The 14,574-nt window shown below is 61.0% G+C and carries 12 protein-coding genes; 6 read left to right on the top strand and 6 right to left on the bottom strand.

The features are described 5' to 3' along the window. Positions 1–6: 6 nt before the first annotated feature. The 3 genes from IPI01_18635 to alr form a co-directional block, all read right to left on the bottom strand. Positions 7–441: a response regulator gene (locus IPI01_18635; GenBank protein ID MBK7259775.1), complete on the bottom strand. Its 435-nt coding sequence runs from the start codon at positions 439–441 to the stop codon at positions 7–9. 32 nt (positions 442–473) lie between these two features. Continuing rightward, entirely contained in the window at positions 474–767 is a 294-nt protein-coding gene (locus IPI01_18630) for a hypothetical protein (GenBank protein MBK7259774.1), read from the bottom strand. 79 nt (positions 768–846) lie between these two features. After that, the gene (gene alr, locus IPI01_18625) at positions 847–1,974 is read right to left on the bottom strand and encodes an alanine racemase (GenBank protein ID MBK7259773.1); all 1,128 of its coding nucleotides are present in this window, start codon (positions 1,972–1,974) and stop codon (positions 847–849) included. Positions 1,975–2,110: 136 nt separating this feature from the next. Here alr and IPI01_18620 point away from each other — a divergent pair, with 136 nt between their 5' ends. The 6 genes from IPI01_18620 (at position 2,111) to IPI01_18595 (ending at position 7,321) form a co-directional block, all read left to right on the top strand. Further along, the gene (locus tag IPI01_18620) at positions 2,111–4,186 is read left to right on the top strand and encodes a S9 family peptidase (protein MBK7259772.1); all 2,076 of its coding nucleotides are present in this window, start codon (positions 2,111–2,113) and stop codon (positions 4,184–4,186) included. After that, on the top strand, positions 4,183–5,523 hold the full coding sequence (locus IPI01_18615; GenBank protein ID MBK7259771.1) for a hypothetical protein: 1,341 nt from the start codon (positions 4,183–4,185) through the stop codon (positions 5,521–5,523). Before IPI01_18620 ends, IPI01_18615 begins: the two co-directional genes overlap by 4 nt. A 2-nt stretch (positions 5,524–5,525) precedes the next feature. Next, entirely contained in the window at positions 5,526–6,014 is a 489-nt protein-coding gene (ybaK, locus tag IPI01_18610) for a Cys-tRNA(Pro) deacylase (protein MBK7259770.1), read from the top strand. Between the two features lie 173 nt (positions 6,015–6,187). Further along, the gene (locus IPI01_18605) at positions 6,188–6,418 is read left to right on the top strand and encodes a hypothetical protein (protein MBK7259769.1); all 231 of its coding nucleotides are present in this window, start codon (positions 6,188–6,190) and stop codon (positions 6,416–6,418) included. A 36-nt stretch (positions 6,419–6,454) separates the two neighbouring features. Beyond that, positions 6,455–6,838, top strand: a complete 384-nt coding sequence (gene apaG / locus IPI01_18600) for a Co2+/Mg2+ efflux protein ApaG (protein MBK7259768.1) — start codon at positions 6,455–6,457, stop codon at positions 6,836–6,838. A gap of 78 nt (positions 6,839–6,916) precedes the next feature. Then, positions 6,917–7,321: an aspartate 1-decarboxylase gene (locus IPI01_18595; GenBank protein MBK7259767.1), complete on the top strand. Its 405-nt coding sequence runs from the start codon at positions 6,917–6,919 to the stop codon at positions 7,319–7,321. Between the two features lie 76 nt (positions 7,322–7,397). Here IPI01_18595 and IPI01_18590 read toward each other — a convergent pair whose 3' ends face one another. The 3 genes from IPI01_18590 to IPI01_18580 all read right to left on the bottom strand — a co-directional run bounded on the left by IPI01_18590 (position 7,398) and on the right by IPI01_18580 (position 14,551). Continuing rightward, positions 7,398–9,365 carry a 4Fe-4S binding protein gene (locus tag IPI01_18590; GenBank protein MBK7259766.1) on the bottom strand — a complete coding sequence of 656 codons (1,968 nt, stop codon included), beginning with the start codon at positions 9,363–9,365 and terminating at the stop codon, positions 7,398–7,400. 61 nt (positions 9,366–9,426) lie between these two features. Next, entirely contained in the window at positions 9,427–12,213 is a 2,787-nt protein-coding gene (locus IPI01_18585; GenBank protein MBK7259765.1) for an insulinase family protein, read from the bottom strand. A 109-nt stretch (positions 12,214–12,322) separates the two neighbouring features. Further along, positions 12,323–14,551, bottom strand: coding sequence for a T9SS type A sorting domain-containing protein (locus tag IPI01_18580; GenBank protein MBK7259764.1), 2,229 nt, complete (start codon positions 14,549–14,551; stop codon positions 12,323–12,325). Positions 14,552–14,574 lie beyond the last annotated feature (23 nt).

Below are 14,574 nucleotides of genomic sequence, written 5' to 3'. Positions count from 1 at the left end.
GACCGCTCAGCGAGAGCGACGGAGCTGATCATTGAGGCGGGAGCGCGCCCCACCCGGAGGCATCTTGGAGCGCTTCTCTTCCGGCGTCGTGAGATACTGGATCCATTCCTTCAGTTCACTCACGGGTCGCGCCTTGCGAAGGAATCCTTCGGTGCGCGGATTCTGGACGGCATCCAGCGTGTGCTGATCGTCGAATGCAGACACGAACAGGAACGGGACATTGGTGAACTCCGGCGTCGACCGCACCTTGCGGTGGAACCGGATGCCGTCCAGGACCGGCATATAAATATCGGAGATGACCAGATCGACCGGGTTCTGTGACAACTTCGTGAACCCGTCCTCGCCATTCTCGGCGACGAGCACAGTGTACCCTTCGCTCACAAGAACGTTCTTGAGCACGAGCCGGTATTCAGGCTCATCATCCACTACGAGGATCGTCATGGTCGTACCTTGTACGGTCGTGGGGATTGGAACTAGTTGCCCCCGCAGTTCTCTTCACACCCGCCGCATTTGTCCTTTTTCATCTTGTCCTTCTTCACCTGTGCCGGCTTCACAGCCTTCTTTTCGAGAGCCATGCCGCACTTCGAGCACTTCCCGGCCTTCGCCGAGGTCTCTTCGGGGTGCATCGGGCACACATACGAGTCTGCGACCTGCTGCACGGCAGGCTTCTTCGCTTGTTTCGGAGCTCCCTGCTGCTGGGCCGCAAGCGGCACCACTGCAGACAGCATCATCCCTGCGATCACACACACCGCCACGATTCTCCGCATACGTCTTGTCTCCTGCTGATGAAAAGATCACGACTCCCGGCACGAAGCCGGCGTTGAGGTAATGTACAACATGCCCTGCTTACACGCAACTTTGGTATAGTCGAGGCACCCGGGGCGTCAACGCACAGGTGGTCTCGTACGGGATCGTCCCGGTATGCGAAGCCACGTCCCAGGCCGTGATGCGCTCCCCTCCACTCACCCCCAGAAAGATCACGTCATCGCCGACGGCGATCTGCGCATTCCCGCTCACATTGACCATAAGTTGGTCCATACAGATCGTCCCGATCACAGGATACCGCCCACCCCGTATGATCACCTCTGCCTTGCCCGTTAAAAGCCGCGAATATCCGTCCCCGTACCCCATCGGTACCGTGGCGATCCGGGCCGGCCCTCCTGTAAAATACCGCCTCCCGTAGGAGATCGATGTCCCGGAAGGCACATCTTTCAAAAATGCCACGCGTGAAACCAATGAGAGCGCGGGCTGCACGGGATAACGCTCCGGCATACGGTGCCCGGGCGGATATCCGTACAGCATGATCCCCGGTCGCACCATGTCAAAATAGGATCCCGGCAGGGTCATGATCGCACCGCTGTTCGCCATGTGCCGCTCGGGAACCTCGATGCCCGCACGCCGCACACCCTCCAGAAACGACGAGAATCGCTCGAGCTGCTGTAGAGCGAATGCCTGGTCGGCGTCCTCGCTCGTCGCGAAATGACTGTACACTCCCGAGAGCGTCACGTGGTGCGAGCGCGCCGCACGGAGGACCAGCTCCATTGCATATTCAGCGGGGAGGCCCAATCGCCCCATACCGGTGTCGACCTTGACCTGCACAACGGCTCGCTTCCCCATGCGCCGCACCTCCTCCTCGATCACATCGAGGATCGCGGGCTCCGTCACGGTCAACGTCAGATCCTGTGCGATCGCATCGCGAAGCGCATCCCTGGCGGGAGATTCGAACACGAGAATGCGCTGGCCATAGCCGGCCGACCGGAGCTCCAACCCCTCATGGACACGGGCCACGCCGAAATCGGTGATCCCCCACGCTCCCGCTTCGCGAGCGAGATGGAGCATCCCATGGCCATAACCATTGGCCTTGATGACCGCCATGATACGTACGCGCGGGCCGATGTACGAACGGACCGCTTCGAGGTTGTGGCGGAAAGAGGCGCAGTCCACGACTGCGCGGGGGGCGGGAAGAGCGTTCATGAGTGGTTCCATGGGGAAATATCGAGAGGAATTGTATGACTTTCAAGCGATTGCTATTGTAGCCCCGGTTGCGTAAGTTTTCACCCGTACGAAGAACCATAGACTCTCTTCTGTGCCATTGTGTGAAGGATATCGTATGCGCCGCTTCGCAGCAGCCTGTATCGCGATCATCATTCTCGTTGCCCCGGCCCCCGGGCAAAGGAAGCCATTTGCCATCGCGGACCTCTACCGCCTCAAAGGGATCGAAGACCCACAATTCTCGCCGAACGGCAGCCAGATCGCTTTCGTGGTACGGGAGAGCGACCTTGCGAAGGGGACCACGAACAGCGAGATCTACCTTATCCGGACCGATGGCTCGGGGTTGCGCCGGATGACCAACGATCCCGCATCGGATAACCATCCCCGATGGTCACCGGATGGAACGACATTGCTCTTCGTCTCCACCAGGAAGAACGGCGCGCAGGCGTGGGCTCTCCCTGTCGGCGGCGGCGAACCGCGTCAGCTCACGGAGTTCTCGGCCGGCGTCGGCGATCCGATCTGGTCCCCGGATGGCACACAGATCCTGTTCGCGAGCGATGTGTACCCGGATTGCGGAGCGAGCGATAGCTGTAACAAGGCCACGGCGAAGTCCGCGGAAACCGGACCGCTGCAGGCATATATGGCGGACGGCCTTCTCTATCGTCACTGGACCTCCTGGAAAGAAGGGAAGACCTCGCATCTCCTTGCGTTCCATGTGGAAGCAAAGACCTACACCGATCTCACGCCCGGCACGCATGACGCGCCGACGTTCGCGTTGGGCGGCACCGGATTCACCTACTCCCCCGACGGCAAGGAAGTGTGCTTCGTAGCGAACCATGAGAAGTTCGAAGCCGAAACGACCAACAAGGACCTGTGGGTGGTTCCCACCGGCGGCGGCCCTCTGAAGAACATCACCGCAGCGAACCGGGCATATGACGGCGACCCATCCTATTCCCCGGATGGCAAGAGCATCGCGTTCCGCACCCAGAGTGTTCCAGGATATGAAGCTGACCGTTTTGCGATCGCGGTGATCGATCGCGCCACGGGAGCGATCACCCGGAAGGCCGACGACTTCGACAACTGGGTCGTCGATGTACAGTGGGCACCCGACAGCAAGAGCCTGTTCTTCACCGCCGAGGTGCAGGGGCATGTACCCTTGTACCGGCTGGACGTGGCGTCGGGCGCGTACAAGCAGGTGATCGATGTGAAGACCATCGATAGCTATGCCATTGCTCCCACGGGCGACCGGATCGCATTCGTCCGCCGCGCGATCGGTGCACCGCCCGAGCTCTGGGCCTGCGGCACAGACGGCAAGAATCCGAAGAGACTGACCACATTCAACAAGGCGATCGAGGAAGAAGTGGACATCCGCCCGGCCGAGGAACTCTGGATCCCCTCGCCGACCGGAAGGAAGATCCACACGTTCGTGGTGAAGCCCCACAATTTCGATCCCACGAAGAAGTACCCGCTCATCCTGAATGTCCATGGCGGGCCGCAGAGTCAGTGGGCCGATGCGTTCCGTGGCGACTGGCAGGTCTATCCCGGGTCCGGGTATGTCGTCGCATTCCCGAACCCGCACGGCTCCACGGGCTACGGACAGGATTTCACCGCGGCGATCTCGAAGGACTGGGGCGGCAAGGTGTATGAGGACGTGATGGCGGTGAGTGACTCGCTCGCGCGACTGTCGTACGTGGATGCGGACAGGATGGGCGCCATGGGCTGGTCCTATGGTGGCTACATGATGATGTGGCTCGAAGGGCACACCACGCGCTTCAAGGCACTCGCGTCGATGATGGGGGTCTACAACCTGAAGGCCATGCACGGCACCACCGAGGAACTCTGGTTCCCCGAGTACGACCTCGGAGGGCTCCCCTGGGAGTCACCGCTGTATCAGCGGTGGTCGCCGAACAATTTTGTCAAGGACTTCGCAACCCCCTGCCTCGTCATCACCGGTGAGCGCGATTACCGGGTGTCGTACACCCAGAGCCTGGAATTCTTCACCGACCTGCAACGACGCCGTGTTCCGTCGCGCCTCATCGTGTTCAAGAACGATGGGCACTGGCCGGGTGCGGTGAAGTCGATGCCCTTCTATTATAATGCACACCTCGACTGGTTCCACACGTACCTCGGTGGAGAGCCGGCGCCCTACGATATGACACGAATGATCCGCAACCAGGCCTACGAGAAGAAATGAGCGAAGGGACTCCAAACCAGGAGGATACGCCCGGCCGCGCATGGGTAGTGGCCGCCGATATGGGCTATGGCCACCAGCGCGCGGTCTATCCGCTCCGTGGCATCGCGGAGGGAGGCATCATGACGGTCGGCCGCAATGATGCCGCGTCGCGAACCGAACGACGGCTGTGGTCGCGCATGCTCATGGCCTACGAAGGCCTCTCGCGCGCGCACGGCATACCGGTGATCGGTAAACCGATCTTCAGCCTTCTCGACAGCCTGCTGCGGATCCCTTCCTTATACCCGATGCGCAATCTGTCGCACCGGACCTTCCAGGTGCAACTGCTCACGTCGCTGGTGGACAAGGGGCTCTGCCAGGGGATGCTGGAAAGGATCGGAGCACGAAAGCTCCCGGTGGTCACATCCTTCTTTGCTCCCGCCATCGCCGTGGATTCCAGAACGGACCACCGGATATTCTGTATCATCTGCGATGCGGATCTGAACCGGGTGTGGGTCGCCGCGCAGCCGTGGAAGAGCCGCATCGTCTACTTTGCGCCCTGCGGCAAGGCCGCACGCCGCCTCCGCGCGTATGGCGTCCCGGAAGATCGCATCCTCCTCACCGGGTTCCCCCTCCCCGACGAATTGGTCGGCGGACGCGACATGACCGCACTCCGGAGCATACTGGGGCGGAGGCTGCGGGCGCTCGACCCTGCGTCGCGCTTCTGGCCGATGCATGACCGGAACCTCGAGCACTACCTCGGGCCGGAGAACTGCAAGGCAGACCCCCATCACATTCTGACGATCACGTTCGCCGTGGGCGGCGCGGGGGCACAGAAAGAGATCGGCGCACGCATCGTTGCAAGCCTCCGGAACCGCATCAAGGCAGGCGGACTCCGGTTGAACCTTCTGGCAGGGACGCGGCCGGAAGTACGCGATTACTTCTATGCCGTGAAGGATGCCCATGCGCCCGGCGCACCCGGACTTCAGGTGATCTTCGCGGACACCCTCGACGAATACTTCACCCGGTTTTCGGAGACCCTCAAGGAAACGGACATCCTCTGGACGAAGCCGAGCGAACTCTCCTTCTACGCCGCACTCGGTTTGCCGATCATCATGACCCCCGCACTCGGATCGCAGGAGAAGTTCAACCGGCGATGGCTCCAGGAGATCGGGGCAGGCATCCGTCAGGAGGATCCGGATTTCGCGGACGAGTGGATCTTCGACAAACTGCGGGACGGCATCTTCGCCGGGCTTGCCTGGTCGGGCTTCCTCCGGGCACGGAAACTCGGGCTCTACCGGATCCAGGAGGTCCTCCGTACCGGCGTCCTTTCTCCGGAATCATCACCTATCATGCGCTGACCATGGCTGGCACCGACGTTCCTGTCACGACAGCGATACGCATGCTGCGCGATCTGAAGATCCCGCACACGCCACACCTGTATCCATTCGAAGAGCATGGGGGCACCGCCCATGCATCAGCGTCGTTGGGGGTGGACGAGCACTGTGTGATCAAGACCCTGGTCATGCAGACCGAAGAACGGAAGCCCCTCGTGGTGCTCATGCACGGCGACCGGGAGGTATCGACCAAGCAGCTTGCCCGGGCGATCGGTGCGAAGCGTGTGGAACCATGCGATCCGGCCACGGTGACGAGGCTGACGGGGTACATGGTCGGTGGTGTGAGTCCGTTCGGGACACGTACGCGACTGCAGGTGTACGCCGAGAGCACCATCCTTGCTCTGCCCCGCCTGTTCATCAATGGTGGTAAACGAGGGTTCCTTGTCGAGATCCTCCCACAGCACCTTGCGGCAACACTCTCCCCCGTCCCGGTGGAGGTCGCCGTCGCACCCTGACCGACGTCACCGTGCGAAAATGCACGAGCCTTCACCCATCACAAAACGTGACACAGCGCACACGCCTTCAATTTCGATTGCTTTCTGTTGTGTTTCGTCCTTCGGAGTTGTATCTTTCTGGTGACACGTTGTGAACTCCCCGCCATTCCAGGCTGTTACACATTCAGGTGACTATGCTCCCGGTCTCCACACCAGGACCGTCGTTTGCTGGAGGGTATTCTTCTTCCGGCCGTCAGATGATGAAGGTCTTCACGGTCACGATCATCGACGACCGCCAGGAGCGCGGGAAGGGAACGGAAGTGCGGCAGCTGCAGAGCAGGCAGCACCGGAGAACCACCATGTACGACAGGTTCGCGCGGGCGATCACCAGCGCGATCCCGCCGATGATCGACATCCGCATCTGACATCACACGGGCAACCCGATGGAACACCTGTTTTCCATGCAGCCGTATGAAGCAACCACCGAGCGCATCACCATCTCGGTCCGTCCGATCTATCTCGACGGACAGTCGGATGTCATCGGCAAGAAATTCGTCTTCGCCTATTTCATCCGGATCGAGAACAACAGCACCCAGCCCGTGCAGCTTCTCCGGCGCCACTGGTTCATCCGGAATGCGGTCGAGGCCCTGCGCGAAGTGGAAGGCGAAGGAGTGGTGGGCCAGCAGCCGGTGATCCATCCGGGCAAGGCACACGAGTACAACAGTTATTGCGTCCTGGACACGTTCGAAGGAACGATGGAAGGGACCTACCTGATGCGCCGCCCCAACGGGGAATTATTCTATGTCGTCGTCCCCCGCTTCACCCTGCGGGCCATGGCGAACTGATCAGGGGCTCTGTCGCCGACGGAGGAGGGCCCCGGCGCCGCCGGGAACTCCGCCAGAACGGAGCGTGTTGAGAGGCTGATGAACGAAACGTACCGCAGAATGCTCCGGGCCAAGATCCACCGCGCCACGGTCACCGAAGCGAACCTCCACTACGAGGGAAGCATCACCATCCCTCCTGACCTCCTCCGTATCTCCGGCATCGCCGAATACGAGGCAGTGCACGTCTGGAACGTCACCCGTGGGACACGGTTTGAGACCTATGCCATCCTCGGCGAGGAAGGCGAACGGTCGATCTGCGTCAACGGCGCCGCCGCACATCTTGCTGGCCCCGGCGACCTCGTGATCATCGCCGCCTTCGCTGACGTCCCCGAATCACAGGTTGCCACCTTCCGCCCCACCGTGGTCTTCGTGGACAGCGCGAACACGATGACCGAGGTCGGGCCGGAATTGCCGGGCCCGCAGACACACGTCCGGGGGTGTTGAAAGAAAAATGAAAAACGGGGGAAGGTGGCATACCACCCTCCCCCGTTCTCCGTCGTCCCTCTCCCTTGCCGCTCCCCTACTCCTGTTCCTCCAGCTGTTCGGCCTCGACAACCTTCCCTTCCGTCGTAAGATGGAACGGGTTCGCGAAGGACTCCGTCTCAGTCTCATTACGGAAGACGGTCAACTCCGGCTTCGTCAGTGCCGCCGCGATCTTCTCTCCACTCGTCTTCCCCGGATCGAAGTACACGAGACCGGAAGGAACATCCAGATAGCGCGTGGACAGCCGCACGATGCCACTGTCGGCCGACAGATGGCTTGACAGCGAACCGAGATAGCGGCGCAACGGCGCCGCATCAGCCTCGGGCATCGGGAAGACCCATACCTTCAACCGGGCTGGCGTGTAGGTCTCATAATCGTTGAACTCACGATCGTACGGGCGGAAGATCCGCTTGCGGTAGTCAGGGATCCCGATGAAACCCGCCTCCGTCCCTTCGTCCTCGCAGATGAACGGAAGCGACAACTTCTCCTCGCCGGTCGGCTTCTTCACCGTGATCTCGTCCGCCTCGATGAGCCCACGGATGCCCTGGCGGTCCAGTTTGGAGGGATCGTAGAAGATCGTCGTCATCACGGGTTCGCCATACCGCGTTTCAAAACCATAGACACCCGGTTTGTCGCGTAGCGCGTAGACCAGATTGTTGAAATCGATCAGATCGAACAGCTTATTGATCCCGATCTCCATCACCGCGAGGGAATCGGGGATGGCTCCCTTGAGCTCCCGCACCTTCTGCCGCGTCGGCGTGAACAACGATGCCCGCACCCCGGCTTCGCTGATCTCTTCCGGGTTGTAGTACACACGGACGGAATGCGAGCTGGCATACGCGTCAAGTCCATAGATGCCATGCACGGTCGCGAGTTTCTGCTTCACGGACATCGCACTGCCGTAGCACTTCACGTTCTTGAGACCCGACATCTCGAACGTCCTGACCGTTGCGAGGGAATCGATCCCCCCCCACCGCTCCGTGACGGTCGTGAGTTCGAAATACGATGAGGCACCCAGGCTCAGGCCAACGAGCAGCACCACCGACGCGGGCGCGAGATACTTCATCCAGGAACGCTGCCGCCGTGAGATCGTCAACGCGTTCTTCATCGGACACGCGTAGACACAATCCATACACAGGTTGCAGTCTGAATGGCGGACGGCAGTATACGATGAGATCTCAATGCCCTGTGGACACTTGTCATCGCAGAGTCCGCAGTCCGTGCATACCTCTGCAACCCGTTCGATCTTCGGCAACGGAAGAATGTAGCTGCGGAGCTTGACCACTTCGGTGAGGGCGCCAACAAGGACGATCCCGGCCAGCAGCCAGACGTACCCGATACCGGCACCCAGCAGGTTCGCCACGACGAACACGGCGATCAGAGCCGCGACGGGGACGACATTCAGAAAGATGTTGCTCAGCGCGCCCAGCGGACAGAGATACTTGCACCAGAACAGGCGGTAGACAACCGTCCCGCTAATGGTGATGACGGTCGCCAGGATCGCATAGAGCAGATTGATGTCTGTGTTCTTGAACAGGTTCGCCACAGCAAAATACGGTTCGAACTCCTTGCAGAAGAGCTCGCTCGAGGTCATGGTGAAGTAGATGGTGAGGAACAGGAGCACGTACTTGAGGGCGCGCAGCGGACGGTCCACCTTCGCCGGGATCTCCCGCCGGATCTTCAGCTTCTCGCCCAGCAGGCCAAGCCATTCGGTGACCGAACCGATGGGACACAGATAGCTGCAGAACAACTTCCCTATCAGGACCACCCCGAGCAGCAGGCCGAGGCCCACGGCGATCTGCACTTCATTCATCGTACACGACATCGAACCAATGTTCAGATAACTCGCCAGGGACGAGAGCCCGCCGAACGGGCAGTACGCCTCAAAATCCGCCACGTACCCGCCGCCAAAGAGCGGGCGGACGGCGACATAGCCGATGAGGGCCAGGATGAGGATCTGAAACCCGGTCCTGATGGGATTACGGTACTTCCACTTTGTTGCCATGCGTCCTTTGTCCTTTCATGTGCATCGTTGGGCGGGCATCCCCCCGCTCGAACCGCCCGGGTCACAACTTCGCTTTGATCGCATCCAATGTTGTCTGATCGATGGGTCCATCCACGACGATCCGGAACCTGTTCAGGGTCAGATACTTCCGTGCGATGCGCATCAGGTCCTCACCCGTCACCGCGTTCAGCCGGTCTGCCTTCCGGTCGAACATATCCAACGGCTGCTTCTCCCTGAGCATCGTGAAGACCTGTGTTGCGACGTCATCCGGCGTTTCAACGATCATCGGCAACAGTCCCAGCTGCCGGTTCCGTGCCGCTTCGATCTCTTCCGGTTTCAATCCGCCGGCGAACAGCTTCCTGATCTCCGCAAAGATGCCGGTGATGACGCGTTCAACGTTCTTGGGGCCGGTCTTGGTATTCATCTTCCAGTAGCCGATCGTTCCGGACGGACACCAGACCTCGCTCTTCAGGCCGTAGATCAGTCCCTGCTTGTCCCGCAGTTCCACGCCGATACGCGAGGTCAGCGCGCTGGAAGCGAGGATCGAATTCAGCATGGCAATGCCCTCGCGCTCGTCCGGCAGCACGGTATTGACAGGTGCGAACCCGATATTGATGGTGCACTCGGTGTAGTCCTTCTCCGGAAAAGCAGTGATCTCGTTGCCTGTCAATTCTGCCACCGGGGGGACCAGGTGCACGGGAGGTGGGGACCCATGGGCCTGCCAGGCGCCGAAATTCTTGTTCGCCAGGTCACGCAGTGCCGCGGCCGGCATGTCGCCCATCACCACCAGGGTCGTCCGGTCGGGCCGGAAGTACTTCGCGTGGAGGTCCGCAAGGTCCTCCCGCGTGATGCTGCGGAGGGAGGCTTCGGTGCTGTTGGTTTCCGCATATGGATGGCCGGCGAACAGGGCGTTGAACATATGGTAGAATGCGGCCATACCGGTCTTTTTGAACCTGTCGCGGGCGGAGATCATATGACGATGCCGCAGATATTCGATATCGCCAGCCCTCAATCCGGGTTGCGTCACCACATCGAAACCGGTCTCCATCATCTCGGCGGCATTCTCATTCAGGGCATATCCCTGAAAGGAAAAGCTGCGCGATGTTCCCGCGACCGTGAAACTGAACGGCAGGAACGCCATCCGGCCGGTGAGTTCCTCATACGTGCGCGATGTCGTGCCCCGGTTCATGGCATCCGTGAGCAGCGTGCCGATGCCGGGTTTGCCGCCCGGGTTGGCTTCCGGCATGTTCCCCGTCTCGATCAACCCGCCGATGAATACCGCCGGGGTGAGATGATTCTCGATGACGTACACCGGGATCCCGTTGTCCAGTTGCATCCGGTGCACCTGGGGGGCGATCGGCCTGGGCCTCACGAAGTCATCCGCTACCGGGAGGGGAGTTGCCAGCCGGACTGCCGGGGGAGGGTTGAGGTAGTTCCAGACCTCCTGCCAGCCGGGATCGGGAACGGTGCCATCAGCCCCCTCCTCCCCTTCCTGTGCCGCTTTTCTGACAGGCTTCTTCGCGCCGGGTTTGGGTTGCAGGAAACCGACGGTGACCTGGTTCCGCTGGAAGTACTTGGTCATCACATCCTGGATCTGCGACGGCGCCACACCTTTGATCCTTGCGTCGAACACATCATACAGATCCCATCCGAAGAACGCTTCGTACCTGCTCAGGCGGGTGCCGATATCCGGGTTCTTCACGTACTCCGTGACCTGTGTGAAACGGTAGCGGTTCTTCACCTTCTGGAGTTCATGGCCGTTCACCGGCTCCCGCTGCATCTTCTCGATCTCCTCCCACACCATCGCTTCGGCACGATCCACATTGCTGTCCGGCAGCACACTGACGCTGATCGAAAACAGACCGGGATCTTTCGTCATGCCCATACCGCCGGCCGCCCCTGTGGCGATCTTCGCCTGCTCGATGAGGCGTTTGTGGAGCCGCGCATCGCGGCTTCGCTCACAGAGGATCATGCCGGCCAGCCGGAGCGGTGCCGCATCGGTATCGGCGTACGTCGGAACGTGGAACGCCATGCGGAGTGACGGCGAGGACACATCGCTGTGCTGCAGCGTGAAGGTCTTTCGCACACGTTGGGGCTGATCGACGCCCCACGTTGCCGGGACCGCCGGCCCCCGCGGGATCCTGCCGTAGTACTTCTTCGCCATCGCGACGATCTCATCCGTGGCAAAATCGCCCACAAGGACCAGGAACGCATTGTTCGGCGTATAGAAGGTGCGATAGTACGTGAACGCTTCCGCACGCGTCATCCTGCTCAGGTCCGCCGGCCACCCGATGATCGGGTCGCGGTTCGGGTGGCTCTGGTATGCCACGCTGTTCATCGCCTCCGCCATCACACCCTGTGCAGAGCTCTCCGTGCGCATCCGGCGTTCCTGCTTGATCACTTCGAGTTCGGAAGCGAATTCCGTGGAATCGAAGATGGCATTCTGCATCCGGTCTGACTCGATCTCCATGGCCAGGCCGATCCGGTTGGCAGGCAGGTACTCATAGTAGCTGGTCATGTCGTTCGCCGTGAACGCGTTGAACACGCCGGCATTGTCGGTGATCGCACGGGAAGCTTTGCCCTTGCCGTATGCCGGCGTCCCCTTGAACATCATATGTTCCACGACGTGCGATATCCCGGTGATGCCGAGGCGTTCATTCCGCGAACCCACGCGGTAGGTGAGCTGATGGTAGATGAGGGGGGCAACGTGCCGCTCCATCGTGAGAATGACCAGGCCATTGTCCAGCTGGTGCCGATAGACCTTTCCCTCATCATACGATGCGGGTGCGGCGATGGCAACGGATACAACAAGACACACTGCTGCCAGTGTGATACTGTGCTTCATCATGAAGAGTACTCCAGGAGAACGGTTGGCGCAGGATGCGCCGGAATTGCCCGGCCGGAGGGCACGGCGGCAATGCCGCCGTGCCCCTCCACCGGAGAATACACGCACACACTTACCTGACGAGGGCCATCTTGCGGGTTTCGGTAGAGTTCCCGGCGGTCAACCGGTAGAGATAGATGCCTGTGGCAAGGCCACGCGCATCGAACCGCACGGTATGGCTCCCCGCTTCGAACATCGTCCCGCTGACCGGGGCTGCAACGCGTTGGCCGAGCATAGTGAAGATCACCAGATCGACCTTTGCGGCATGGGGCAACGTGAAGCGCACCGACGTGGACGGATTGAACGGATTCGGATAATTCTGGTCCAGAGCGAAGCGGCCCGGGATCGCATTCTCGTCACCCACCGCCGTCGGCGCCGCAAGAGTCGTCAACGTCGCGCTCGTGCCGCTGACCCACGGGTCGCCATTGCCATCGACCGCAACGGCATTCTGCGTGTCGGTGTGGAGTGCTGCATCAGCGATCTGCGCCCAGGTGTCGCCCCCATCGGTGGTCTTCAGGACCTGGCCCTTACCGACAGCATAGCCGGTCGTTGCACTGGAGAATGCCAGTCCGTTCAGGGCGATGGCCGCGGGACTGGAGACGTAATTCCAGTTCGCACCGCCATCGGTGGACTTCAGGATGATCGTATCGCCGACCGCGATCGCGGTCGTGGCGTTCAGGAATGCCACTTTACGAAGGGTGGAGACAGAACGTGCCGCCGGGACATTATTGAACGTCGCAGCCGACCAGGTGGATCCACCGTCGGTGGTGAAGGACGCAACACGGCCGGCGCCGACCACGGCACCCACGGTGCTGCTGCCGAACGCCACGCCGCGCAGGGCCTTCGCGACCACTGCCGGTTTCGTTGACCACGTCGCACCGCCATCGGTGGTCTTGTACACGACCCCGTTCGTGGAGCTGAGCTGTCCGACAACGAATCCGAGGTTGTCATTCACGAAGTGGATGCCGTAGTTCGACACTGTTGCGGCCGTCGTGTCCGGAAGGACCATCGTCCAGCTCGATCCCGCGTTCGTGGTCTTGAAGACCATGCGGTAGGATCCTGTGACGAATCCCATGGTGCCATTGACGAAATAGATGTCATTGAAATTCGGCGACATCTTGCTCGCATACGCGAACGATGCTTTCCAGGACCCACCGGTATTCGTGGTCTTCACGAAGAGCCCGTCGAACCCGGCACCGAATGCCGTGGATGCCGTCGGGAATTGCAGATCATAGATCGTCGTTCCCGGGATCCCTGATCTCAGTTCCCAGCTGGTGCCGAAGTCGGTCGTCTGCATGATCACACCGCTCGCACCGGTCGCCGTAACGGTATTGCCGCTGCCCGCGAGGCTGTTCAATGTTGCACCGCACGGAATATCGATCGGGACCCACGTCCGGCCACTGTCTGCGGTCCGCGCCGCAATGCTCCCCCGCGACGCACCCCCGACACACAGGCCGTTCGCCGCATCCTTGAACCACACGCCATAGGCATTGTCATAGAGTCTGTTCGCAGTTTCCTGTACCAGGTGCGACCAGCTCTCGCCTCCGTTGGTGGTCTTCAATTGGATGCTTGGCTGCGCACCCACCAGCGAACCCCAGCCGACCGCGTACCCGAGCAGGGAATCCACCATAGTGACACCACGGATATCGGACCGCGTGTACGTCGCGCCGCTCAGCGTCGGGGCCGGCGCCGCTGTCCACGTCGAACCATTCTTCGTGTAGTAGAGCGTCCCCGTGCTCTTGCCAACCGCAACACCACGGTCCGCGCCCGAGAAGGCCATATCGATCATGTTGCTGGCCGCCACCACGAGATCCTGAACCCACGTCGCCCCGCCGTCCGTGGTCCGGAGGATGCGGCCGTTGGTGGATGAGAGTGTGCTGAGCACCCATCCCTTACTGGCATCAGAGAAATAGACCGCACGGATCACCGCGCCGGTGTCCGGCAGCGTTGCGTTCAGCACGAGCCGGGACCATGTCGCGCCGCCATCCGTGGTCTTGTAGAGTTTACGGGAGGAACTCCCGATGTATCCTTCGGTCGCCGTGCGGAAATACACGGAAGCAAGGTTGCCGAGCGTGTCGTTGGCACTGCTCACCCAGGTGGCACCGCCATCCGTGGTTTTCAGCACCACACCCTTCGATCCTACGGCCCAAGCGGTGGTCGCGTTCACATAGTGGACATCATTGAAGCTGATGCCGGGATACGTTGCAGACAACCCGGTACGCCATCCATCGGCGGCGGCAGACGAGATGACGCCGACAACGAGCACCACCAGAAAACTCACAGCCGAGTAGAGCTTGTTCATGATGCTTGCCTCCTTGTGTTGGT

Source organism: Ignavibacteriota bacterium, from assembly GCA_016707525.1.
Taxonomy (GTDB): domain Bacteria; phylum Bacteroidota; class Ignavibacteria; order UBA10030; family UBA6906; genus JAGDMK01.
The sequence above is the reverse complement of the archived record's forward strand: the minus strand, read 5'-3'. Positions and strand labels throughout refer to the sequence as shown.

Excerpts from the sequence above, each read along its gene's own strand:
- IPI01_18635 (MBK7259775.1), bottom strand. The coding sequence starts at position 441 with ATGACGATCCTCGTAGTGGATGATGAGCCTGAATACCGGCTCGTGCTC.
- IPI01_18630 (MBK7259774.1), bottom strand. The coding sequence starts at position 767 with ATGCGGAGAATCGTGGCGGTGTGTGTGATCGCAGGGATGATGCTGTCT.
- alr (MBK7259773.1), bottom strand. The coding sequence starts at position 1,974 with ATGAACGCTCTTCCCGCCCCCCGCGCAGTCGTGGACTGCGCCTCTTTC.
- IPI01_18620 (MBK7259772.1), top strand. The coding sequence starts at position 2,111 with ATGCGCCGCTTCGCAGCAGCCTGTATCGCGATCATCATTCTCGTTGCC.
- IPI01_18615 (MBK7259771.1), top strand. The coding sequence starts at position 4,183 with ATGAGCGAAGGGACTCCAAACCAGGAGGATACGCCCGGCCGCGCATGG.
- ybaK (MBK7259770.1), top strand. The coding sequence starts at position 5,526 with ATGGCTGGCACCGACGTTCCTGTCACGACAGCGATACGCATGCTGCGC.
- IPI01_18605 (MBK7259769.1), top strand. The coding sequence starts at position 6,188 with ATGCTCCCGGTCTCCACACCAGGACCGTCGTTTGCTGGAGGGTATTCT.
- apaG (MBK7259768.1), top strand. The coding sequence starts at position 6,455 with ATGCAGCCGTATGAAGCAACCACCGAGCGCATCACCATCTCGGTCCGT.
- IPI01_18595 (MBK7259767.1), top strand. The coding sequence starts at position 6,917 with ATGAACGAAACGTACCGCAGAATGCTCCGGGCCAAGATCCACCGCGCC.
- IPI01_18590 (MBK7259766.1), bottom strand. The coding sequence starts at position 9,365 with ATGGCAACAAAGTGGAAGTACCGTAATCCCATCAGGACCGGGTTTCAG.
- IPI01_18585 (MBK7259765.1), bottom strand. The coding sequence starts at position 12,213 with ATGATGAAGCACAGTATCACACTGGCAGCAGTGTGTCTTGTTGTATCC.
- IPI01_18580 (MBK7259764.1), bottom strand. The coding sequence starts at position 14,551 with ATGAACAAGCTCTACTCGGCTGTGAGTTTTCTGGTGGTGCTCGTTGTC.